Raw genomic sequence first — 21,254 nt, 5'->3', positions numbered from 1 at the left:
CGCCGCTCTCATCTCTTCCCATGTCGGCGATCTCAACCGCCGCTCTCATCTCTTCCCATGTCGGCGATCTCAACCGCCGCTCTCATCTCTTCCCATGTCGGCGATCTCAACCGCCGCTCTCATCTCTTCCCATGTCGGCGATCTCAACCGCCGCTCTCATCTCTTCCCATGTCGGCGATCTCGATGGCCGATGTAGCAGGTGTAGCAGTTCGGTCTGATTCTCCTGCTACAACGTTGTCGCAGCCCACGAGTCGGTTTTCTTTCTGATGTAGCAGGTGGCTGTTTCTACCTGCTACAACGTTTTCGCTGGTATAGCCATCTTTTTCTTTTTTTGTAGCAGGTAGCGTTGGTCGCGCATCGCGTTGGAGGGCCCTCGTTGCGCGTTTCCCATGCTCGTTTTCCCATATATGGGATCTGAGTTTTTTCTTCCTGCTACCTGCTACTTTTTTTCTTTTTTGCGGGCCGGTCTGGGAGAACGTTGTAGCAGGTGGGGTAGCGCGAACTGCTACATCGCCTCTTCGAATCGGACGTATCGGTGATCTCGTTGGGGATCGTTGCGGCCGGTGATCCGGTGGGCAACTGTGGGTGCGCACGCATCTCGCGGTGTCGTGATCGGGATCCGCTGGCCGCTACCTGAGAGTGTGACAGAGATCACATCCGCTTCTGGTCGGTTATTCGCGGGCCTTCGGATGCGTCTGTCAAGTAAAAAGTCCCATAGCGCGGCACCTGGCGAGATCGAAAACTCGCGGGTCGCCGTTTGTCTGCCGTCCGTGATTAGTTCAGCGGTTGGAATGGTTCCTGACCTGCATGGATTCCGAGTTGATGAGTGGTTTTGCGTGGGTTTCGTGGGTAGCGTCGATCGCATCGACCGAGGAGGTGAATTGGAATGACCGACAAGGCGGAATTTGAAAGCGTCGGTGCCTATGCGCGACGCATGGGTGTGAGCGCATGGACGGTACGGCAGTGGATCAAGAAGGGTCGCGTCCGGGCCGAGCAGCCGGCCGGCCGGAATGGCAGCTACCGCATCCCGGTCGAGCGACTCGCCGAGGCGGGCTGACCGCCTTCGGTCAGCCGATCAACTGAATACCTAACAAACAAAAGAACGCCGCCCCGGCCAGGGCGACGTTCTGAGAGCTCTTGTGTCTGTGCGGACGCGGGGCTCGTGGCGTGTCTGGAAGGAGACCACTGCCATGACGAAATCTATCACAGAGCCGGCAGCGGATGCAGAGGCCGGCGAGGACTGGACCGCTCGCCTCGCGGCGCGGAGGGAGCGCGAACTGTGGGGCGGCGGGGCGTGGGCCGAGCGCGTGGAGAAGTACCGCGAGGCGATCGGCGCCGGATTCAACGCCGCGCTGGATCTCGACGCGTCGGACTGTGAGTACGCGCGGCCGGTCGCGGAGTTGGCCGCGGAGGTGGCGCGGGAGTACTTGAGTGCGGACCGGTTGCCGACGCTGCGCAAGGTCGCCGAGCGCAACCCGGTGGTGGTCGCACGGGGTTTGTTCGGCCGGATCAACGACGCCATTGCGGCGCAGAACATGTTGATCAAAGACGAGGTGTTGGCCGGACACAAGCGCCAACCGTTGGCGGCCCTCGGTTTGCCCGAGGTCGCCGCGCTGGTGCTCGCACTGCACGACGTGGTCGTGCTGCGCGATCCCGACGGCACGAGTTCGTCCGAACTCCTGGCCTTCTACGATCCGGCGACCGGGCTGTACGACGTCGATGAGGAGCACCTTCGGCAGGTCGCGCGGGGGTATCGGGGAGACCTTTCGGATAAGGCATGGCCCGATGTGCGGGCGTGCCTGCGCGATTGGGCGCCGCGGCGCGACCGGGTGGCGCATCCGGACCTGATCGCGGTGGCCAACGGCATCCTCGATTACCGGACGGGCGAGCTGTCGCCGTTCAGCCCGGAGCACATCTTTACATCCAAGACGGCGACGCCGTTCAACCCCGACGCGCAGAACCCGGTCATCCACAACGACGACGACGGCACCGACTGGGACGTCGAGAGCTGGATGGAGTCGCTGTCCGACGACCCCGAGGTCGTCGACCTGCTGTGGAAGGCCATCGGTGCCGTGATCCGGCCGAACGTGGCGTGGGACAAATCGCTGTGGTTTTTTAGCGAGCGGGGCAACAACGGCAAGGGCACGCTGCTGAGCCTCATGCGCAATGTGCTCGGAGCCGGCAACTGGATCGATCTGCCGTTGGCGACGGCTGGTGAGCGTTTCGGCCTCTCCGAGCTGCTCAGTGCGGGTCTGCCGCAGGCGATCCTGACCGACGAGAACCCGGTGGGCAGTTTTGTCGACAACGCGGCCGGGATCAAGTCGATCATCACCGGCGACGCGGTCCGGGTCGAGCGGAAGAACCGGGACGGCGTGACGATCCGGTACCGCGGCGTGATGGTGCAATGCCTCAATGACAGTCCGCGAGTAAAGGACCGTTCGCCGAGCTTCCTGCGGCGCCTGTGCCTGGTGTCGTTCGAGAAGTGCTTCACCGGCGCCGAGCGCAAGTACATCAAGAACGACTACCTCCGCCGGCCCGAGGTGCTGGAGTACGTGCTCAAGCGGGTGCTGGACCACGCGTTGACCCCGGCACATTACGAGCTGCCCGAGCCCGACGCGGTCAAGTGCGCCCTGGCTGAGTTCCGCGAGTCCAACGATCCCGTGCTGGAGTGGTGGAACGACAACAAGCTGATCTTCCAGTGGGATCTGCTGCCATTCACCTTCCTGCACGAGTTCTACGTGGCATGGATGGGGCGTCGGTATGCCAACGGAAAACCGTTGGGGTACAAAGCCTTTTGCCGTGAACTGCGGCAACTGGTGGCCGCCGACCCCACCTCGCAGTGGTACTGCGACGACCACACCGCGCCGATCCGTCCGGCTCAGCGCATGGTCGACCCCGAGCCGCTGATCGTCGAGTACTCCCTGGTCAACTGGGGCGACACCTCGACCAAGCCCGGTGACAAGAACTACCGGACCCGCCGGGCCACCATTCCCGGCGACATGTTCAAGGCCAACTACCGCGGCCTGCTGCGCCGCGACGACCCCGACGCGGTCAGCACCGAGTTCACCGATCCGTTCGCCGACGCGGGCGACCGGTCCGGCACAGCAGAGGTCTCCTCCGCCGGTGCGTCCGACCCTGTCGACCCTCCGGTCGATCAGGCATCGATGGGTCCGGCCGTGGTCGGCGGCCTGGTGGCCACGGGAGAGCGGCCGACGCCCGCACCGGCGAAGTCGACACGCGTGCGGCGATCGAGTACGCGCTCGGCAATACCGAAGCTCGACCCCGACTTGTTCAAACCCGATTACCAGTTCATCAACAACCCGTACGCGCCGGACGCAGGAGACCCCGCATGAACACGATCATCGTTTACACCAAGCCGGCCTGCGGGCAGTGCATCGCGACCTACCGAGCCCTCGACAAGCATGGCCTCGCGTACGACGTCGTCGACATCAGCCAGGACCCCGAGGCCCGCGACTACGTGATGGCCCTCGGCTATCTGCAGGCACCGGTCGTAGTGGCCGGCGAGGAGCACTGGTCGGGCTTTCGGCCGGAGCGCATCAAGGATCTGAAGGGAGTGGCGGCATGAGTGGGTCGTCGTGGGCGCGGCGCCTTCTCGGCACCGCGGTGGATCTGTCCGAGGGCGAGAGCTGGGCGCAGGCGAAGAGCGAGTGGAGGGTGCTCTACGAGGACGACGCGGGGGGTCCGACCGAGACCTGCGTCTGCGGCCACGAGGGGCTGCGGTACCTGAACATGGTCGGCAACCGGATCACCGGGGCGCGGCTGTACCCGGTGGGCAGCTCGTGCGTCGAGCGCTTCGACGACGACCGGATCGCCGAGGAGCAGGCCGACGCGCGAGCGGTGCGGGTGCTGCGCCAGCACGCGGTGGCCGGCGACCTCGACCGGCCGCACTACTCGCGCCGGGCCATCGACGCGCTGCACCGCGAGCGGGTCATCGACGCCGCCGAGCACGCGCTCATGCGGCGGCTGTTCAACAAGGGCCCGAAGGCGCAGATCCCCGAGCACGACGCGGCGCTGCTGCGGGCGGTGGTCAGCCGCAGGGTGATGCCCTACCTGTGCGGTGCGGAGGCGCGGATCGCGGCCGAGCGGGCCGGGGAGAAGAGGGGTGCGGCATGAGAGCGGCGAAGCGGCCGGCTGGCCAGCCGGACACGTACCACAAGGGCCTGGCGTGGGCATTGGTCCTGACCTTCACGGTGGTGTCGGTGGTCTTGAACGGCCTGCACGCGGTGATGATGCAGTGGGACGGTCAGGAGGGCGGCTGGTTCGGCGCGGTCCTGCTGGCCGTCATGGCGCCGGTCTCGCTGCTGCTGGCGACGCACCTGCTGGTCGGCCTGATCCAGGACTGGACGCATCGGCGGCGGTGGCTGGTGCGGCTGCGCGGTGTGGTCGCAGGCGTGTTCGCGGTGATCGGCGCCATCGCGTTCGTGATGTCGTTCGCGGCGCTGAGGGACATGGCCGAGCGCTACGGCATGTCCGGAGGGCTGTCGTGGATGGCCCCGGTCATCATCGATTCGGTGATCCTCGCCGGAACGCTGGCCGTCGTGATCGCCGAGGCCGAGATGCGTCTCGATCGCGAAGAGGCCGACGCCGCCACGTTGTCCGAGCAGCGGTCGGTCGATCGGCCGGTCGCGCCGTACGAGCCGGTCGAGCAGCGACCGACCGCTCCGGTCGAGCATGCGGTCGAGGTGGTCGAGCGACCGGACGAGCGACCGGACGAGCAGGTGGACGAGCAGTGGTCGACCGATCGAGCGACCGCACCGTACGAGATGGACGACCGGTCGGTCGAGCAGGCGGTCGAGATCAGGTCGACCGGTCCTGACCAGGCCGGACGGGTGGACGAGCATCCGGTCGATCGGGCGGACGAGATTCTGTCCGACCTGCCTGTCCGATCGGACGAGCAGATGTCCGAGCAGTGGTCGACCGGAGCGGTCGACCGGCCGGACGAGCTGGATGACGTGGTGTCCGAGCAGCCTGTCGACCCGTGCGACCGAGCGGACGAGCGGGGCTCGACCGGGCAGGACGAGGACTCGGCCGAAGCGGTCGAGTGGCTGTCCGAGGCTGAGCGCGTCAGCGCGGCCACGGGGATCACCGCCGCGCTGGACGACCTGGCGACGGTGCTGCGGATGGACGAAGCGGGCGCCAGCAGGCGCGAAATCGCCGAGGCGGTCGGCCGGCCAAAGAGCACGGTCAGTGGGTGGATCGCCAAGGCGTCGAGCGTGGGCGCCGATCGGTCGGCGCTGACCGCGGTGCGGTAGGCCCCCGCGTTCACCAGGAAGACCCCGCCGGATCACCACGGCGGGGTCTTTTCGTTGTCGTGGCGCGGTTTTCGGTGACGATGAAGGCGAACGTAGCCAACAGTGCCGTCCCTCGATGGACGACAGTGGAGGCGAACATGGTCGATAGCGCTGCGTGAAGGCGTTGATGGCCGACAGTGCTGTCCAGCAAGGGCCACTACGAAAGGCCAACGTAGCCAACATCGTTGTGTGAAGGCGTTGATAGCCAACATAAGTGGCTATCAACAGCCGTTAGTGGAGGCCAACGTAGCCAACAGCGGCGTCCGGAATTACCCGTCAGAAAAGTTCGAGGCTCAATTCCGCCGTCTCGCAACGGCTCTCGAAGCCGCATCACGACACCCACTCCGATGCGCCGTCACGACCCCGGCTGGCCGGGTCGGCGCATCGGTGCCGGTGCTCATGTCGAGAGTCGGTGCGGGGGTGGCCAATCGGTCGCCGCTGGGTTCCGTCCCCTTCTCCCGGTGGCCCGCCGTGGGGTGCGAGCGAGCGAGCACCCGAGGCCGGCCACGGGCTGAGCATCCGATCCGAAGATCCCGCCGAATAGGCCGGGATCGAGGGGTCGGTGCGGTCCCTCCCAGGTGCGTTAGCACCTGGATTTCCCGGCCGCAGGCCGGGATCATGCCGCCGCGCGGAAACCGGGCGCAGCCCGCCGAGCGCAGCGAGGGTAGTTTTCGCTTTAAGGCGCTAAACTGAATTTGGTGGTAGCGTGGGCAGCACGAGGTCAGGGAGGGAGCGCAGCGACCGGACTGGCCGATGTGCAGGGCCCCGCGCTGGCACCGAATTCAGGTCCACCGGACGGTGGTGCGGGCAGGGTGAGCGCAGCGAGCCCAGGGCCCCGCGCCGACGGTAGGTGGACATACCCGACGAGCGCAGCGAGGAGGTGGCGACGGTGGCCGACGACGGTACGAGCCGGGCCGGATGGCACGCGCAGCATCTGCGCCACGGCGAGCCGGTGCCGGGGAAGCCGGCGTCGTCGAACACCCGCGGCGACAGGGCGCGATTGCTCAGGGAGGCGATGCGCGCACTCGACGAATCCGACGTCGCCAAGCAGGCGGCGAGGAATCACTCGATCGTCGCTGCGGATACTCGGCGAAATACTGCCTATGTCAACGACGGTGAGGGCGGGTTCCGCGAACTGACGAAGGCCGACGGGATCGAGCCCGTGCTGGAGTACGGCGATGCCCGGATCGACGCCGTCAAACGCAAGTGGAACCCGAAGACTTTTGAGACCACGACGATCGTGAGCTGGGTGCCGAAGAGTCTCCTGAAGGAGGTGCCGGACTTCTACCCGGTGACCAACGACGCCGGCGTCGAGGTGGGGCGGCGCAGCCGCTGGGTCATGCCCGACGACGAGGCGGGCAAGGCCGAGGTGCGGCGGTGGTTCGAGGAAACGCACAGGCACCTGACCACCGACGTGCTGCGCGGTGGCCACGACAGCATCCACGGCGTCGTCTGGAATTTTGATGAGTCACAAGTGCATGTGCACTTCATGGCGGACACGTTCGCCGAGGTGCACCGGGACATGGGCGTGGGCGCCGACGGCCAGATGCTCGACGCCGACGGCGAGCCGATCGTGCGGTACAAGAAGCCGCTGACCCTGGACAAGGTCGTCGCGGTGTCCGCCGACGGCACGTTGCGCGACGCCCCGCACATCAAGGCCACCGACATCGCTCGGCTGGACGAACGCGGCCGGCTGCGCAATGCCGACGACGAGCTGCTGCGCCACCCCGACGGCCGACCGGTGCGCGCGAACGCGGATCTCAAGGCCGAGGCCCAGCAGATGTGGGGGCAGTCGAGCGAGACGACGGTGACCCGCGAGGTCGACGGCGAACAGCGCGAGGTGGCGATCACCGGGCGCACGAAGATGAGCGCATACCAGGAGACCTACCGCCAGCACCTCATCGACGCCGGGTTCGCCGTCGAGCTGGAGGCCAACCCCGAGCGCACGAGCTTGAAAAAAGACGACTTTGCCGAGTTGGACGCGCAGCGTCGGGAAGCGGCGGCAGCCGCGGTGTCGCTTCAGCTGGAGGCCGAGGCGCTGGCCGCCGAACGGGCCGAGTTGGATGGGCGGGCCGCCGCGCTGGACCAGCGAGAGGCCGGCCTCGACGAGCGCGAGGGCAATATCGATACAGAGGTGGCTGCGAAGTACAAGGCGCATGTCGCCGAGCACGCGACGTGGTGGAAGTCGGATGGCGCGCCGAAATTCCGAGGCCAGATCGAGGGCAAGGTCCGCGGTGAGATGGCCGACCAGGTCCGAGGGGCCCAGGAGCAGGCGCGCGAGATCGTCGGCGGCGCTCAGGCGAAAGCCGAGGAGATCGCCAACGGTGCCGAGGCCGACGCCGCACGCATCAGGGCGGATGCTGACGCCGCGGTGCTCGATGCCGTGATCGCGGTGGAGGCCGTGCGCGATGACGTCCGGGGGCTCGACAGCGATCCGGCGAAGGCGCGCGCCCTGTACGAGAAATTTCCGCTGCGTGGTCGGGGGCCGGAAAAGATCCGGGACGCGGCGAAGATCATCAAGCGTCGGTTGGCGGACGAGCATGCCGCGTTGGATTCCTACGACCCGGCACGCGCTGATGCGGCCATGACCGCGGCCAAGCTCGACACGATGCGCGAACTCAAGGGACCCAAGCGCGCCGACGGCACCGCGCGCACGGTGGCGGAGTGGGTCGATGAGAAAACCGCCGAGCGATACGAACAGGCGCGCCGGCCGGTGCCGACCGAGACGCTGGGTGCGCGAGCAGCCAGTCTGGGCGCGGTCGTCGACGGCGCGGCTGACGACGTGGAACACAGTGCCGGTGCGGTCGCCGCACAAGAGTCGGCGGCCAAGAACGAGGGCTTCGGGGTGGGTGACTGATGGGTGACGTGACGAGCGCTGAGTTGTTCGCCGAGGCCGATGGTCTGATTCACCGGGCGCGGGTCCGCGAACAGATCGCGCAGGACCGCTACGACGCGGCCGCCCGCGAGCAGGGCTTCGGCACGCTGATGTTTTTCAAGTACATGGACCAGGTCGATGCCGACCGTAAGGAGGCGCGCCAATTGCGCGAGCTGGCGCGGAGGTACCGCGATACCGCGATCCGGGTGCGTGACGAGTTAGGGCGTTGATTGGGTATGCGCATAGACGCATAATCATGCAGTAGAATCGCATTGAGCCGATCACCGAGACCGGCACCGAGATCGGAGGAAGCGATGGCCACGGATGCGCAGCAGCGCCATGACGAGGTGGACGCCGAACGGGTAGCCCACATGCGGGACCTCCTCAGCCGCCCAGGAGGGGAAGCCGAGGTCGCTCGTCGTTACGGCTCGGAGGCCGAGCACAGCGACGAGTTCCGCGCAGCGAAGCGCCAGCAGAAGGCGTCCACTGACCGGGCGCGGGAAGCCCGTGCCGCTGCGGCCAAGGATGCCGCCGACAAGGCAGCTCAGGCGCGGCAGGCGGCAGCCAAACAGTCCCGATCCGGTGGCAACAACGAGGCGCAGTCGGCGCTGGATCAGGCGAACAAGGATCTCGACCGCAACCGCGAGGCGATCCGCTCCCAGGCTGAGAAGTCCAAGGGGCAGGTGCAGATGCAGTCGATGTAGAACTGAACTGAACTGCGTCCACGGACAAGAACAGACCCCGGTACCGATCGGTACCGGGGTCTGTTCTTGTCGGGCGTTCACATGCCCTTGAGGTCGCTCATATCGGGCACGCGCACCTTGACGCCGGGGGTGCCGGCGATGATGAGGCGGGCCTGGCCGCGCCGCTTGGGCACCAGCTCGGCCTCCTCGGCCGCCGCGGTCGTCTCGCGCGACTGGGATGCCCTGGCGGTGGAGTCCAGCGACGACGACCCCCGCTGCGTCTTGCCGGCCGACCAGGCCGCCCGCTCGATCAGCTCGGGTTCCGGGGCGCCGGGAAGCATGAGGATCGCTGGAAACGTGTCGCGCAAGATCCGCAGCCCCGCCGATCCCCAGCGGGGCTCGAACTGCGATGTCCCCTGCACCGCGACGCAGAGTCGGATGCCCAGGCCTCGGGCCTCGCCGACCCAGTTGGCGAGCCTGGGCAGGGGCGCGGTGTTGGGCAGTTCGTCGATCACCATGAGCAGCGACGGCAGTGCGCCGACCCGCTTGCGCCAGAAGTCGACCATCGACGTGATGGTGGCGGTGGCCGCTGGTGCCCCGGGGCCGCCCAGCGGCGCCACGATGTACAAGGTCGCCCCCGGGTGCTCGGCCAGCATCTCGGGTCGGAACGGCGGCACCTTCTTGGGGTCGTGATCGGAGATGGCCCGCTCGGCCCAGGAGCTCATGCCGTTGCGCATGTTGATGCCGATCGAATCCCTCTGCCGCGGATCGAGCCGCTGCGCGGACAGCAACGACTTTGCGTGCCAACTACCCTGGATCAGGTTGCGCTTGTAGGCGACGTCCCAGGAAGGGCTGTCGAGATCCTTGCGCTTGGCCTCGCGCTCGGCCTCGTCGGCAGGTTCGTCGGTGCTGGAGTTCTCGACGGCGTCCACTGCCCAGCGCGCACCACCGCCCCACGTCAGGCCCCGCTCCGGGTGCGTGTAGTAGCCGGACGCCTGGAGCAGCGCCGCGAAGGGCCTGCGCGCCAAGGTCTGCCATGTCGCGGAGTCGCCGCCGCTGCCGCTGCCGTTGCCGGCGCCCAGCTCGCCGACCTCCATGAGCAGAGCGGCCATCTGCAGCGCTGAATCGTCGTCGTGGACCAGGGCGCACGGATCGGCCTGCACGCGGGTCACCGGCACCCCCTGGAGCTCGCTGTCGCGGACCTCGCCGCCGGAAAGATCCATCAGGTAGACCGGACCGACCTTCGCGCGTTGGCGGATAGTAAGTTCGGCGAGGTCGCCTTTCGAGCTGACGCACACGACAGGCCTTGCGCCCCAACCGATTACGTTGACTCCGAGAACGGACCTCGACTTTCCCGCTCCCGTGACCGAGGTCACCAGAAGATGCGGTCCGGTTGCAGCGCGTTGGCCGGCGAGGCGGCCGGCATTGCGCTCGTCGACGGCATGGGGGTCGTTGGGCACGTCCTCGATGAGCAGTCCTGCATAGGGCTCGTCCGGCGGCGGGACCGGTCGCGGCGGCTGGGCGGGTGTCTGCTGCTTGCGTCCGAGGCGGCTCATTTCACACCCCACCGGGCGCGGGCGGCCGTGGTGGCGGCCTCGCTGGATCGGGTTGCGCGGCCACGCTTCTCGGCGTCGATGCGAGCGGCCAGCACCGGGTCGCCGAGCAGGCCCCGGGCGTGCATGAGCAGCGCGCGGGCGAAGATTCCGGGCGAAACGCCGTGCGCCGCAGCGAGTTCGCGCAGTTCAGCACGCTCCTGCGGGGTCACGGGCACCTGTTGGTGCGTTTCCAGTCGGGTCATCGTTCACTCCTTCTTGTCGTGGATCCATCTACAGCGTACTGTATAGCTATGCGCATAACCGCATAACCATGCGGCACGAACAGCGACGATTTCGGGACAGGAGTGCATAAATATGGGAAAGATCGGCTTCAAACTCGTCGGATACCTGGTGGTGGCGGCGATCCCGTTCGTCATCGGTTGGTCGATCGCGGGTCCGGTGGGAGTCCGCGAGGGGACGCAGACGCAGTACGAGCGCACGGTGGCGTGCCTGCCGGCCGCCGACCAGGCTGCACTGGACGGCTGCCTGAACGGTGGCCAGTGATGTGGACCGACGACCTGCGCGAGCGGGCGAGCGCTGTAGCCGACCGGCTGACGGTGCTGCCCGGCGCGCTCGAATACCGCTGGGAGCGCGAGCGCGCCGGTGAGCTGGCCAAGGGCGAGCGGCCCGCGAGCGCCCGCCGTCGTCGGTCGCAGGTACTGAGTCGGCGGGCCGATCGCCGGGCCCGCTCGGGCATTGGCATCGGTGCTAGTGCCGCCGGCGATGACATCGTGCCGCCGTGGTGGCGTCGGGCATTGTCCGAGCAGGACGCCGGCGAGGGCCTGGCGCGCCTGATCGCGATGGCGGTGCTCGGCGCCCTCGCCGCGGGGCTGGTCGGCGCGGGCGTCGCCGCCGGTCGCGGCATCTACTGGCTGATGGAGCGGTGCTCGCCGCGCATCGGGCGGCTGTGGTGGTGGCCGTGGGCGACCGCCGCGGTGGTCATCGGTGCGGTGCTGAAGTTCCTCGGGCCGCTGACCGGTCCCAGCCTCAAGCTGATCCCGCGCTTCCCGATGGTGTGGCCGGACTTGACCTTCGGCGAGTGGGTCGCGTCGTGGGCGGCGTGGCAGCTGGTGATCGCGCTGAGTGCAACGGCGTTTTTCATCCGCGCCTGGGGCTGGGCAGCGGTGCCGCGCAAGGCGGTCGAGTCCTCCAAGCAGAACGCAGACGGCACCTGGAGGGAGACCCCGGAGGCCGAGAAGATCGACATCGGCTACGACCCGTCGGCATTCCCGGTCTACGTGCCGCCGGAGCCGTTCGACGACGACGGCGTGGACGACGACGAGGACTTCGCCGGCGATGACGGTGCCCAGGCGGACGAGGTCGGGTTCGCACCCGACGGTGTGGAGAAACTCCGGTGAACGACAACGAGATCAACGAGGAGAACGTTATGAGCAAGGTGCAAGAGGCTGAACTGTGGGTGGCCGACCAGTACGCGGGTTTGACCGGCAAGCGTTCGAGCAACGCCCGTGCGCTGCTGTGGTGGTCGGTCGGCGCGTCGGTGGTGGCGGCCGCCGCGATCGCCGGGCTGGCGGTGAAGGGATGGCTGGACGACGCCGCTGGGATCGCCGTCGCGGCAGCGCTGGGCGTGCTGGTGCTCAGCGGCGTGGCCGATGCGCTGCGCACCCTGTGGCGGTGGCACCGGGGCGAGGGCGTGCGGGCCGGACTCGCCGCGCTGCCGGGACGCCTGCGGGCCTGGTCCGAGGGTCGGGACGAGGCCTTCCGCCGCTACGTGCAGGACTGGTCACGGCGCAATCCGCCAAAGAACGAGGAGATCCCCGATGACGATCGCTGAACTGCTCGGGGACACCGAACCGCTACCGACGACCACACCGATCGAGGACCGAGAGGACGACGGCATGGAACACCAAGCGCCGCACGGCCGCTGGATCACCGCACTGGTCCTACTCGCGGTCCTGGCCGGTCTCGCCGTCGTCGTGCTCGGCATCGCCTTGGGCGGACCGTGGCGGTGGGTCGCGGGCGCGGCGGTGGTGGCCGGCATCGCGGCGATCATCGTGCCGGGCGTTGTGGACGGCAAGGCGGCCGATGACAGTGAGGACCGGCGATGAGTCAGAAAGTGAGTAAAGAGGGCGGTGGCGATGTCATCGTCGAGTCCGGCGCGACGGAGTTGGTCAGGCTCGCCTTCACCATCGGCGTGGCGGCGTTCTTCTTCTTCCTCGCGATGGGCCTGGCCCAGGCCGGTTGGCTGGAGGAGGCCTCTGCGTTCGCGACGGTGTTCGCGGTGAAGCTCGTGACGTTCATGTACACCGCAGGGGTCTTCACCCGGAGCGCGGCCGCAGAGGCCGCGGTGAAGGCGGCGGCCGGCACCGAGACCAACATCGACAAGTTCAAGGAGTTCCTGCGTACCGGGCACGCGGCGTACGAGGAGTTCCTCGCTCGGTCGTCGATGATCCGGTGGGTGCTGATCGCTGCGGCATACGCAGTGGGGTTCATGATCCTGCGGTCGATCATGCTCGGAATCGTCACCGCTGTCGGCGGGAACCAGCCGTTGATGATCGCCGCCGCGGTTGGGCTGGCGACCGCGCTGGTGGGTCCCAAGTACCTGATGCAGTCACTTGACGCTCTAAAGCACAAGGACGCGTCCGCAGTCGCGCAGATTCCCCCGGCGCCGACCGCGACCGCTGCGCGGCCGGTCGCGGACGACGAGCCGATCGTCATGCGCAAGAAAAAGACTGAGGAGGCTTGAGATGGCGAAGTACGTGGATGAGAACGGTGAACCGATCGATCCGGAGGATCTTGACGGGTACGAGGCCGTGGATCTGGCTGCGTCGCAGGCGAAGCCGCCTTCGGACGAACGTGCGGTGGAGGAAGGGCCTGCTGCGCGCGAAGGGCGACCAGCAGCCGGCCGTCGCAGGTGGCCGGTGATCGCGGGCGCGGCGTTCGTCGTCGCGGTCACGGCCGGCGCGGTGGTCCTGACGCGGATGGAGCCCCCGACGCCCAAGCCGTCGATCTCTGAGCGGGTCGAGGCGAAGTCGAGCGAGGTGCGGCAGTCGGTCGCGCCGTCGAGTTCGACAGCCGCGTCAAGCAGTGCCCCCGAGCCCGTGGCGGGCGTCGGGTGCGGCGAGTCGGAGATCCTGGCCGCGGTGTGGAAGGACGGGGCGGCGGCGCCCGGCACGCAGCTGCGCGTGGTGGAGGCGATCGACATGCCCGTCGGTTTCGCGACCAGGGAGGACGAGGCCGGCCAGCGAGCGCAGCGGGTGATCCTGCAGCTCTCCGACGAGCGGCTGGGCGTCTACATCGCGTCGACCGAGAGCGCTCAGTCCAACGGTAAAGCCCTGTGGTGGAAGGTCCCGGTGGCGATCAGCGGAGGCTTCTCGGTGCTCGGTGAGGCTTACGGCGACGGCAATGACAAGGATGCGCTCCGGGCCTGCAAGACCATCGACGAGGGCGCCTACCGCGTGGTGGGCGAAGGCGGCAGCGACGACCATCCGACAGCGGTGTCGCTGATCAAGCCGATCCGGGCATTCGGCGGCGAGCTGACGTCATACGCGCTGATTGGCGACAAGCTCGCGAAGATCCAGATCGAGCGCACCCCCGCGGAGTCTTCCGGTGGCGATGACGAGACGGGAGAGGGGGGTAGTTCGAGCAGCGCAGTCCCGAGCAAGTAGTCCACAGTCCCTGGAAGGTCGAGCGGTCCGCAGCCCCGAAATCAGTTACCAGACAAGGAGTTACACCATGACGAACATCAAGACCGCCATCGCCGCCACCGCCCTGGCCGGTGCCGCCGCCGGAGCCGTGGCCCTGGGCACGGGCACCGCAGCCGCCGACACGGCCGGTGTGCACGACGGACACTACACCGCCTCGGTCGTGAACCCGGTCCTGCCGCTGGCCGCGCCCGTCGCCTCGGTGCCGGTCACCGTGCGCGACGGCGTGATCACCGTCGCAGGGCTGTCCGGACGGCTCGTTCCCACTGCGGACGGTGCCCGCACGACCCTTGCCGGCCAGTCGGTCGGGTTGCACGACGGCGAAAACGGCACCTACAGCGTCACCATCAACGGCAGCACGTGGGCGCATATCCGCTGACCAGCGTGGCAAGGAACCCCCGCACCGAATCTCGGTGCGGGGGTTCTGTTTTGGGTTATGCGGGTCAGCGCCGCGGGGTCAGCGTGGTGGTGCCGACGACGGCGCCGTTAATCATGAGCCAGTGCTCCTGGCCGGTGTACCGAGCCCCTTTGCGGGAGAACACATATCGATTGCCGCCGTAATCCATCCATGCGCCGGTGCGCGTGGGATGCAGGCGTGCGTGCTTCGATGCGCCGATGATCGTGCCGGGCAAGTTCAGCGTGAGGATGTTGCCCCTGACCGTGACGGGATATGAGCCACGGGCTCCCGTGAGCGTCTTGGTCGTAGTCCACGTGTACTCCCCGGAGTCGATTCTGGCCGAGGCCTCGCCCGCGCCTACGACGGTGCCGGCCAGGGTGCCGGCGGCGATGGCCCCAGCGGCTGCCAGGGTGGTGGTGGTCTTGCGGAATCTGTTCATCGTGGTTGTCCTTTCACACGGTGGTCAGTTGGTGCATTTGGTCGGGTCGATGACAGCGCCCAGGCGGACGCCGTCGTTGGTGGTGAGCACGATCGTGGATCGGTAGAGCGCGCTTGACCCGCGCAGCAGCAGCCAGACGGTGCTCTGTTGGTACGCGTCGGCCATGACGGACAGGGCGTAGTACTTGTTCGTCTCGTCACCGGCCGCAGCGGCCGGAAGCGTCACGCCGTCGATTCCCTGCATGCGGTAATAGCCCAGTTGCTGGCCCCGGGCCAGGTCCGAGGGCGCCTGCAGGCCGTACTGGCCCGGGGCCTTTTCGCGGAGATCGCGGGTGGAGGCGACCGTGCCGTCGGGCGTGACGACGGTCTCTGTCAGGACGCCCTCGTCGATGCCCCAGCTGTTTCCGAAGCTGCGGTCGGCGACGATGCCCGCGCCGTTGATGATCCTCACGGCGATGTCGTGGTTCTGCAGCTGGACCAGGCCCTCCTCCCAACCGGGCCCGCTGACCGAGGACGTGGTGAAATCGGCCAAGTGGGCGAACTGGGGCGGGAGGTCGATCGCCTTGTCCACCAATAGAGCCTTGGTCGGCTGCTGGTCGGTGTACGTCCACTTGGCGGCGTCCAGCAGGCGGTTGCCCGTGTACTGGCAGCTGACGCTGCTGGCGCCCGTGCTTCCGCCGTCGCGGCCGGTCGAGTTCCCGCTGGCGGTGGTGCTCGCGGTGTTGCCCGAATCGTCACCGCCAGCGCTGCACGCGATGGCGGTGATGCTGACGACGAGCGCGAGGGCGAGCGCTGCGGCTACTCCGGCGAGGACGCGAACTCGGGTCGTGGCAAACGCGGCGGCCAATCCGCTACGGGGTGCGGTGGGCATCGGCCGGCCCGCGATCAGTGCGAGCACCTGCTCGGTAATAGGAGGCGCTGACGGGTCGCTGAGCTGGGCGTCGTAGGCGGCACGACGTTGCGGATCACCCAGGATGGCGCGAGCCGTATCGATCCGGTTGCGGCCTAACGTGTCTCGCGGGTCGGTGGTGTTGAGCTGGGCCGTCAGCTGCGCGGCGAGCGCTTCGGGCGGGTGGGTCCGGTCGAGGCCATATATGGCGTACAGGTCTATTCCGGGCACGTGTCTCCTCTTCCTTGTGGGTGATGAGGAGACGCGGAGAGATGAACGGTCAGTCGAGCGTGCGGGACGCGGCCTCGTCGGCCTCGGCCGCGAGCCACAGGGCACTGGGGCGGATGCCCAATGCCTTGGCCAAGTCCCAAAACCGGTCGCTGGACAGGCTCGCTTCGCCCGCCTCGGCGCGCGCGATGGCCGACCGGGACAGGCCCGACTTGTCGGCCAATTGGTCCTGGGTCAGCCCCGCCTTATGACGGGCCGTGACCAGCGCTTTGGCCAGCGCCTGTCTACGCACGCGCCGGACCCTGAGCTGGGCCTCGTTGAGACGGTCGTCGGGTGCTGGCACCCGACGATGATCCCACGGACCGATCGTTCATCTCTTCGCGTCTCCCCTTGTTCGGACGCCGCGTCGGCATCTGTAGCGCTAGCGCTACACGGTGAGCGTAGTGGCGACCCGAGCGGACCGCGAGGGCGGGTGGGGAATGGCCAGAGAAAGTAATCCGGCCGGATGACCCCGATTGAACTGCGTAAACGCCACAAAGAGCGTTTATACGCAAAGAAGAAGGCGAATGCCTGGGAGGCGGCGCGGCGAGAAGTGCCTGGTCAGGGCCATAGAAATCCCTGTGCGCTCTATACCCGGCCAATCCTATCAGGCACGACCAAATCTGTTATGCGACTGTGACATTCGACAATGGTCCGACCCCTGCCAGTCGACGGCTGTGCCGGAGTGATGACGCGGGGTACTGCCGACGACAGGACGCGCCCACCACGGGCGCGATCCGTCATGGTTCATCCTGGCGGGGCGGTGGTTTCAGTCTGGGAGAGGTAGCGATACACCGTCTGCCGACTGACACCGAACTCGGTGGCCAGGGCGGTGATGCCCTCGCCGGCGCCGCCGGCGTGGCGCCGGGCGATCTCGGCGGCCTGCTCGGCGGTGAGCGCCGCCTTCCGGCCGCGGTACTTGCCGGCGGCCTTGGCCTTGGCGATGCCCTCGGCTTGCCGCTCGCGGATGGTGGCCAGCTCGAACTCGGCGACGGCACCGAGCATCTGGAGCAGCAGCTTGGTCATGGGGTTGTCGTCGCCGGTGAACACCAACCCCTGCGTGGTGACCTCGACGCGCACCCCTTTGGCGTTCAGCTCGGCGATGATGCCCTGCAGGTCGGTCACGTTGCGGGCCAGACGGTCGAGGCTGTGGACGAACACCGTGTCGCCCCTGCGGACGTAGGCGATCATCTCGTCGAGCTTGGGGCGGTCGCGGGTGCGGCCGCTGGCCTTGTCGGTGAACACCTTGTCCAGCCCGACACCGTCGAGCTGGCGGACCTCGTTCTGCTCGGTGGTGCTGACGCGTACGTAGCCGACGCGCTGGCCGGTCATATTCATCTCCGTTCGGTGCGTCCGCATCGGTCGCGGCACTCGGTTCTGTCACTCTTAGTCTAAGGGATCATGTGACACATGTCCATAAATTCCTATACCCCACCCTATTGTGACGCGATACGCAGCCGATCTGGAGTGTCCATTTGGGAGTACCCCAGGTGGACGTGGTGTACGTGACCGAGAGCTGCTAATCTGAGCGCATCGCTCACAAATGAGCGGTTCCCTCGAATCAAGGAGATGGATATGGCGAGAACTCCACTGCACGAGCCGATCACGGCATTCCTCCGACAGGAGGTGAATCGGAGCAACCCGGGAGACCTGCTGCCGACGATCGCGGAGTTGACGGCGATGTTCAACGTGGGCGGCGTGCAGACGATTCGCAACGCTTATGCGCCGCTGATCGACGAGGGACTCGTGGAACGGCTCGACGCTCCGCGTCGCTGGGCGGTTGTGGACCGTGGCCAGGGGCCGGCACCTGAGGAAGACTTCCAGGCACGCCTCAACGAGGTTGAGGAGATGCTGTCGCGTGCGGCCGAGATCGTGCGGAGCCTGCGCCGGGCTTGCTGAGACCTGATGGCGCGACGCATCTGAGAGTACGGACTCGCTGTTCAGTCGATGGCGTGCGTTGGCGGTACCGCGAACGAGAAGGCGAGCCGGGCGGCTCCTACGGACGCGGGGCCGTCCAGGTCACGCGTTCGTCCACGTGCGCCCGCTGGACCACCGGCTTGCGGACGGTCGTGATCGCCTCATCGTTGGTTCGGGCTCGCTCGTCACGGTCGGCATTGGTCCCTCGGTTCGTTCGGTATTCGAGATAGCCTCGCCGGGTGACCATTCCCGATCCGCCTCGAAAGGTGCTTACCGTCGACGCTGTGCGCCGGAGCATCGAGACGCTGCACAAGCCGTTCATCCACGAGCAGTTCATCGCGTACTTGCACATCCGCAAGCGTGGCGTCGAGGACGGGTCCATGATCGACATCGAGCCGAGGTGGGGCGACGTATCAGCTCTGCTCGCAGTGGATGGAGGCCCGCCGAACAAACCGCACTACAGGCCGGTGTCGTCACGAACGAAGCATGATCCGGCCGGCTACTGGCTGAATCCGAACATCCCAGGGAGCTACGCGCCGAAGTCGCTGCGGAGCGTGTCGCGCTTCATGCTCGATTCGGCGGGCAACTTCACTCTGCCGAACGACCATGCGCAGCAGTCGCTCGTCGCCCACCTGAAGGGCAAACGGCAGCCCGCGTGGCCGTTTGCGGGTTATTTCCTGCGCAACTACAGCTTCGACCCGAGCGCCGCGACGGCCAGTGACCTGATCGAGGGCTTCCGCCACGTGTTCCGGTTCGATGCGACCGGACCCGGGACCGACTTCGATGTGCTGTTCACGATCGGCGACGAGCCCGACATCGAGTGGTTCGAGCCGCTGACGGCGGCCACGACAGAGGAGGTCCTGGACATGGACAGCACGTTGGCGGAGCCGGAAGATGACTGATCCGATCCCCGGCGCCAGGCGCCTCACGGCAGACGATCTGGGCATCGGTGTGGCAGCACCTGCTGTGGTCCTGCAGGGGTCGAGCGCTCCCGATGCGTCGCCGCTCGATCCCGAAGACCCGCAGTTCCTGGAGATCTCCCGTCTCCGTGAGCAGTTCGGCGGGGTGATCCTGACCGGCCCGCCGGGCACGAGCAAATCGTGGTTGGCCAAGGAGTCCGCGGTTCTGCTGACCGAGGGCGACGAGAGCCGGACAGAGTTCATCCAGTTCCATGCCTCCTACCAGTTCGAAGACTTCATGGAGGGGTTCCGTCCGAAGCAGGACGGCAGCGGCTTCGAGCCGCGGGAAGGCGTGTTCCTCAGACTGGTGAAGCGGGCCGGCGACGATGTCGAGAATCGGCTGTACGTGCTCGTGATCGACGAGCTCAGCCGAGCGGACGTCGGGCGCGTGTTCGGCGAAGCGCTGACCTACGTCGAGCGGTCCAAGCGCAACATCCCGTTCTCGCTGCCCTCGGGCGACGAGCTGGCCATCCCGTCGAACCTGTACATCATCGCGACGATGAACCCGCTGGACCGCGGGGTGGACGACGTGGACGCGGCGTTCGAGCGGCGCTTCGCCAAGATCGAGATGCTGCCCGACTCCGCTGTACTGCGCGAACGGCTCGACGCCAATGGGGTGCCCGACGACCTGGCCGCTCGGCTGCTGGCCTGGTTCGGCAAGACCAACGGCAGGGCGAAGAAGACCCCGGCGGCGTCCGTCGGCCACGCGTACTTCTGGTCGGTCGTGGACGAGGACAGTCTTCGCGATGTGTGGAACTACCAGCTGCGCTACCTGATCGAGCGAGCCTTCAAGTACGACGAGCCGACCCTCAAGGAGGTCGTCGGCGGATGGAACAAGATCTTCGAGGGCCCGGTAGCAGGGACAGATCCCGACGACGAGCCCGACGAGACGCCGTGACGTCGGCGCGCGTCCACCTGACCACGCCGGGGCGCCAGATCGTCGGGTGCAAGGAGTACGCGGAGATACCCGTCTCGCCGGCAGACCTGCTGGGCGCTGACGGCGCTCTGCGCGTCGCAGAGGGCGTGCTCAACCGATACGTCGACGTCGACTTCGCGGATGGCAGGCTGCGTGTCCGAGCCCGCGGGGTGAGCGGCGTGTTCGCGCTCACCGACGAGGTGAGCGTTCAGGTGCGCCCGCGCTTCCCGCTGACGAACCTCACTCACATGGTGTCGGTGTGCGGCTACGTGCCGACGGCGCTGCCCGCGATGCGGACCTACCAGGCGACTGAGCACTGGGAGGACTGGATGCTCGACGTCGTCACCGACGCGTTCCTGGTCGCGGTGGAGGAGATCGAGGAGCGCGGACTGCTGCGCACCTACCGACGACGGGTCGATGGGTCGTCGTATCCGCACGGCCGCATCGAGATGGGCGCGACCATCAACCGTTACGCCTCGCGCGGGATCGACCACAAGGCGGTGTACTCGTGGTTCGAGAAGACCGCCGACAACCCGGCCAACCGCTGCGTGCGTGCGGCGGCGATGCACCTGCACCGCGCGCACGCTGCACGCCAGTTGGTTTCCGGTGCACGAGAACGTATCTCGCGGCTGGGCAATGCGCTGCGGCTGCTGGACGAGGTGGCCGACGACCATCGGCGCGGGTTTCTGGACGACGCGCTCGTGCGTGGAGCGGGCGAGCTGCCCGACGCGAGGAGCTATTACCGGCCAGCGCTAGATCTGGCCGTCGCCGCCCTGAGCGGGCACGGGCTCGACCTCGATGCCGACAGCGGCTCGATGTCGGTGGGGTCGCTGCTGATCAAGACCGAGGACCTGTTCGAGGAGTTCGTCCGGCTGAGCCTGCAGCGCGCCCTGCAGAACAGCCCGGGGCTGTCGGTGCTGGACGGCAACCTGGAACCGGGGAGGCGTCGGCTGTACGAGAAGGTCGCGGATGAGAAGGCGGTGTCGCTGCCGCCGCATTCGGAGGTGTCGGGCGCCTCGCCGAACGCGACGCCCGACGTGCTCTTCATGGACGACGACGGCGCATTCCCGCTCGTCGCCGACGTGAAGTACACCAACGTGACGCGCCATGCCGAGAGGTCCGAGCTCGAACAGGTGATGACCTACGGCGTCCGGTACCGCAGCCCGGTGGTGCTGACGATCCACCCGCGGCGTCACAACGCCGACGGCGGCCTGGTCGTCTCCGGCACGATCGGCGACGTGGTCGTCGCGCAGTACCGGGTGGACCTGGCCGCCGACGACCTCGACGCCGAGATGCTCGCGATGGCTCAGTCGCTCGAAGCGCTGATCGCGGCCACCGGCTGAA

The 21,254-nt window shown here is 67.4% G+C and carries 25 protein-coding genes; 19 read left to right on the top strand and 6 right to left on the bottom strand.

The genetic code is table 11. The annotated features are described in order from the left end of the window. Nucleotides 1-886 precede the first annotated feature (886 nt). The 8 genes from GOAMR_RS25090 (at nt 887) to GOAMR_RS07900 (ending at nt 8,891) form a co-directional block, all read left to right on the top strand. A complete protein-coding gene (locus GOAMR_RS25090; RefSeq protein WP_170319131.1) occupies nt 887-1,057 on the top strand; it encodes a MerR family transcriptional regulator in 171 nt (56 codons plus the stop codon). Between the two features lie 133 nt (nt 1,058-1,190). Beyond that, nucleotides 1,191-3,353: a DNA primase family protein gene (locus GOAMR_RS07930; protein ID WP_005185228.1), complete on the top strand. Its 2,163-nt coding sequence runs from the start codon at nt 1,191-1,193 to the stop codon at nt 3,351-3,353. Then, entirely contained in the window at nt 3,350-3,586 is a 237-nt protein-coding gene (gene nrdH, locus GOAMR_RS07925) for a glutaredoxin-like protein NrdH (protein WP_005185225.1), read from the top strand. The genes GOAMR_RS07930 and nrdH overlap by 4 nt, the downstream gene beginning before the upstream one ends. After that, a complete protein-coding gene (locus tag GOAMR_RS07920; RefSeq protein WP_005185223.1) occupies nt 3,583-4,134 on the top strand; it encodes a hypothetical protein in 552 nt (183 codons plus the stop codon). Before nrdH ends, GOAMR_RS07920 begins: the two co-directional genes overlap by 4 nt. Then, nucleotides 4,131-5,273, top strand: a complete 1,143-nt coding sequence (locus GOAMR_RS07915) for a DUF2637 domain-containing protein (protein ID WP_005185221.1) — start codon at nt 4,131-4,133, stop codon at nt 5,271-5,273. The genes GOAMR_RS07920 and GOAMR_RS07915 overlap by 4 nt, the downstream gene beginning before the upstream one ends. A 928-nt stretch (nt 5,274-6,201) precedes the next feature. Further along, on the top strand, nt 6,202-8,169 hold the full coding sequence (locus GOAMR_RS07910) for a hypothetical protein (protein ID WP_005185220.1): 1,968 nt from the start codon (nt 6,202-6,204) through the stop codon (nt 8,167-8,169). Beyond that, complete coding sequence (locus GOAMR_RS07905; RefSeq protein WP_005185219.1) at nt 8,169-8,417, top strand: hypothetical protein; 249 nt, start codon at nt 8,169-8,171, stop codon at nt 8,415-8,417. Before GOAMR_RS07910 ends, GOAMR_RS07905 begins: the two co-directional genes overlap by 1 nt. Before the next feature lie 84 nt (nt 8,418-8,501). Next, a complete protein-coding gene (locus GOAMR_RS07900) occupies nt 8,502-8,891 on the top strand; it encodes a hypothetical protein (protein WP_005185218.1) in 390 nt (129 codons plus the stop codon). A 77-nt stretch (nt 8,892-8,968) separates the two neighbouring features. Here the strand turns inward: GOAMR_RS07900 and GOAMR_RS07895 are convergent, their stop codons facing one another. Both GOAMR_RS07895 and GOAMR_RS07890 read right to left on the bottom strand, forming a co-directional pair. Beyond that, on the bottom strand, nt 8,969-10,426 hold the full coding sequence (locus tag GOAMR_RS07895; RefSeq protein WP_005185215.1) for a type IV secretory system conjugative DNA transfer family protein: 1,458 nt from the start codon (nt 10,424-10,426) through the stop codon (nt 8,969-8,971). After that, complete coding sequence (locus GOAMR_RS07890; RefSeq protein WP_005185211.1) at nt 10,423-10,668, bottom strand: hypothetical protein; 246 nt, start codon at nt 10,666-10,668, stop codon at nt 10,423-10,425. Before GOAMR_RS07890 ends, GOAMR_RS07895 begins: the two co-directional genes overlap by 4 nt. A gap of 112 nt (nt 10,669-10,780) precedes the next feature. Here GOAMR_RS07890 and GOAMR_RS07885 point away from each other — a divergent pair, with 112 nt between their 5' ends. From GOAMR_RS07885 to GOAMR_RS07855, 7 genes are all read left to right on the top strand, one after another. Beyond that, on the top strand, nt 10,781-10,969 hold the full coding sequence (locus tag GOAMR_RS07885) for a hypothetical protein (protein WP_005185209.1): 189 nt from the start codon (nt 10,781-10,783) through the stop codon (nt 10,967-10,969). After that, nucleotides 10,969-11,823 (top strand): hypothetical protein, encoded by an 855-nt coding sequence (locus GOAMR_RS07880; protein WP_005185205.1) that lies wholly within the window; start codon nt 10,969-10,971, stop codon nt 11,821-11,823. Before GOAMR_RS07885 ends, GOAMR_RS07880 begins: the two co-directional genes overlap by 1 nt. 29 nt (nt 11,824-11,852) lie before the next feature. Continuing rightward, nucleotides 11,853-12,257 (top strand): hypothetical protein, encoded by a 405-nt coding sequence (locus GOAMR_RS07875; protein ID WP_138943640.1) that lies wholly within the window; start codon nt 11,853-11,855, stop codon nt 12,255-12,257. Further along, nucleotides 12,244-12,531, top strand: a complete 288-nt coding sequence (locus tag GOAMR_RS07870; RefSeq protein ID WP_005185190.1) for a DUF3040 domain-containing protein — start codon at nt 12,244-12,246, stop codon at nt 12,529-12,531. Before GOAMR_RS07875 ends, GOAMR_RS07870 begins: the two co-directional genes overlap by 14 nt. Continuing rightward, the gene (locus GOAMR_RS07865; protein WP_005185187.1) at nt 12,528-13,169 is read left to right on the top strand and encodes a hypothetical protein; all 642 of its coding nucleotides are present in this window, start codon (nt 12,528-12,530) and stop codon (nt 13,167-13,169) included. The genes GOAMR_RS07870 and GOAMR_RS07865 overlap by 4 nt, the downstream gene beginning before the upstream one ends. Nucleotide 13,170: 1 nt before the next feature. Then, complete coding sequence (locus tag GOAMR_RS07860; protein WP_005185183.1) at nt 13,171-14,091, top strand: hypothetical protein; 921 nt, start codon at nt 13,171-13,173, stop codon at nt 14,089-14,091. 67 nt (nt 14,092-14,158) lie between these two features. After that, nucleotides 14,159-14,506, top strand: a complete 348-nt coding sequence (locus GOAMR_RS07855) for a hypothetical protein (protein WP_005185181.1) — start codon at nt 14,159-14,161, stop codon at nt 14,504-14,506. Between the two features lie 64 nt (nt 14,507-14,570). Here the strand turns inward: GOAMR_RS07855 and GOAMR_RS07850 are convergent, their stop codons facing one another. From GOAMR_RS07850 to GOAMR_RS07835, 4 genes are all read right to left on the bottom strand, one after another. Further along, the gene (locus tag GOAMR_RS07850) at nt 14,571-14,963 is read right to left on the bottom strand and encodes a hypothetical protein (RefSeq protein WP_005185179.1); all 393 of its coding nucleotides are present in this window, start codon (nt 14,961-14,963) and stop codon (nt 14,571-14,573) included. Nucleotides 14,964-14,987: 24 nt separating this feature from the next. Continuing rightward, nucleotides 14,988-16,082 (bottom strand): J domain-containing protein, encoded by a 1,095-nt coding sequence (locus tag GOAMR_RS07845; RefSeq protein WP_005185178.1) that lies wholly within the window; start codon nt 16,080-16,082, stop codon nt 14,988-14,990. Between the two features lie 49 nt (nt 16,083-16,131). Then, nucleotides 16,132-16,422: a helix-turn-helix domain-containing protein gene (locus GOAMR_RS07840; RefSeq protein ID WP_005185175.1), complete on the bottom strand. Its 291-nt coding sequence runs from the start codon at nt 16,420-16,422 to the stop codon at nt 16,132-16,134. A 443-nt stretch (nt 16,423-16,865) separates the two neighbouring features. Continuing rightward, on the bottom strand, nt 16,866-17,450 hold the full coding sequence (locus tag GOAMR_RS07835) for a recombinase family protein (RefSeq protein WP_005185173.1): 585 nt from the start codon (nt 17,448-17,450) through the stop codon (nt 16,866-16,868). Between the two features lie 243 nt (nt 17,451-17,693). On the opposite strand from GOAMR_RS07835, the gene GOAMR_RS07830 reads away from it, so the two are divergent. The 4 genes from GOAMR_RS07830 to GOAMR_RS07815 all read left to right on the top strand — a co-directional run bounded on the left by GOAMR_RS07830 (nt 17,694) and on the right by GOAMR_RS07815 (nt 21,253). Then, entirely contained in the window at nt 17,694-18,017 is a 324-nt protein-coding gene (locus GOAMR_RS07830; RefSeq protein ID WP_005185171.1) for a GntR family transcriptional regulator, read from the top strand. 257 nt (nt 18,018-18,274) lie between these two features. Beyond that, entirely contained in the window at nt 18,275-18,937 is a 663-nt protein-coding gene (locus GOAMR_RS25330) for a hypothetical protein (RefSeq protein ID WP_005185166.1), read from the top strand. Continuing rightward, nucleotides 18,930-19,892, top strand: a complete 963-nt coding sequence (locus tag GOAMR_RS07820) for an McrB family protein (RefSeq protein WP_005185161.1) — start codon at nt 18,930-18,932, stop codon at nt 19,890-19,892. The genes GOAMR_RS25330 and GOAMR_RS07820 overlap by 8 nt, the downstream gene beginning before the upstream one ends. After that, entirely contained in the window at nt 19,889-21,253 is a 1,365-nt protein-coding gene (locus GOAMR_RS07815; protein WP_005185158.1) for a 5-methylcytosine restriction system specificity protein McrC, read from the top strand. The genes GOAMR_RS07820 and GOAMR_RS07815 overlap by 4 nt, the downstream gene beginning before the upstream one ends. The last annotated feature ends 1 nt before the right edge of the window (nt 21,254 follow it).

This window comes from Gordonia amarae NBRC 15530, from assembly GCF_000241345.1.
In the GTDB taxonomy this organism is placed as follows: Bacteria; Actinomycetota; Actinomycetes; order Mycobacteriales; family Mycobacteriaceae; genus Gordonia; species Gordonia amarae.
This window is presented reverse-complemented; position numbering and strand designations above follow the sequence as displayed.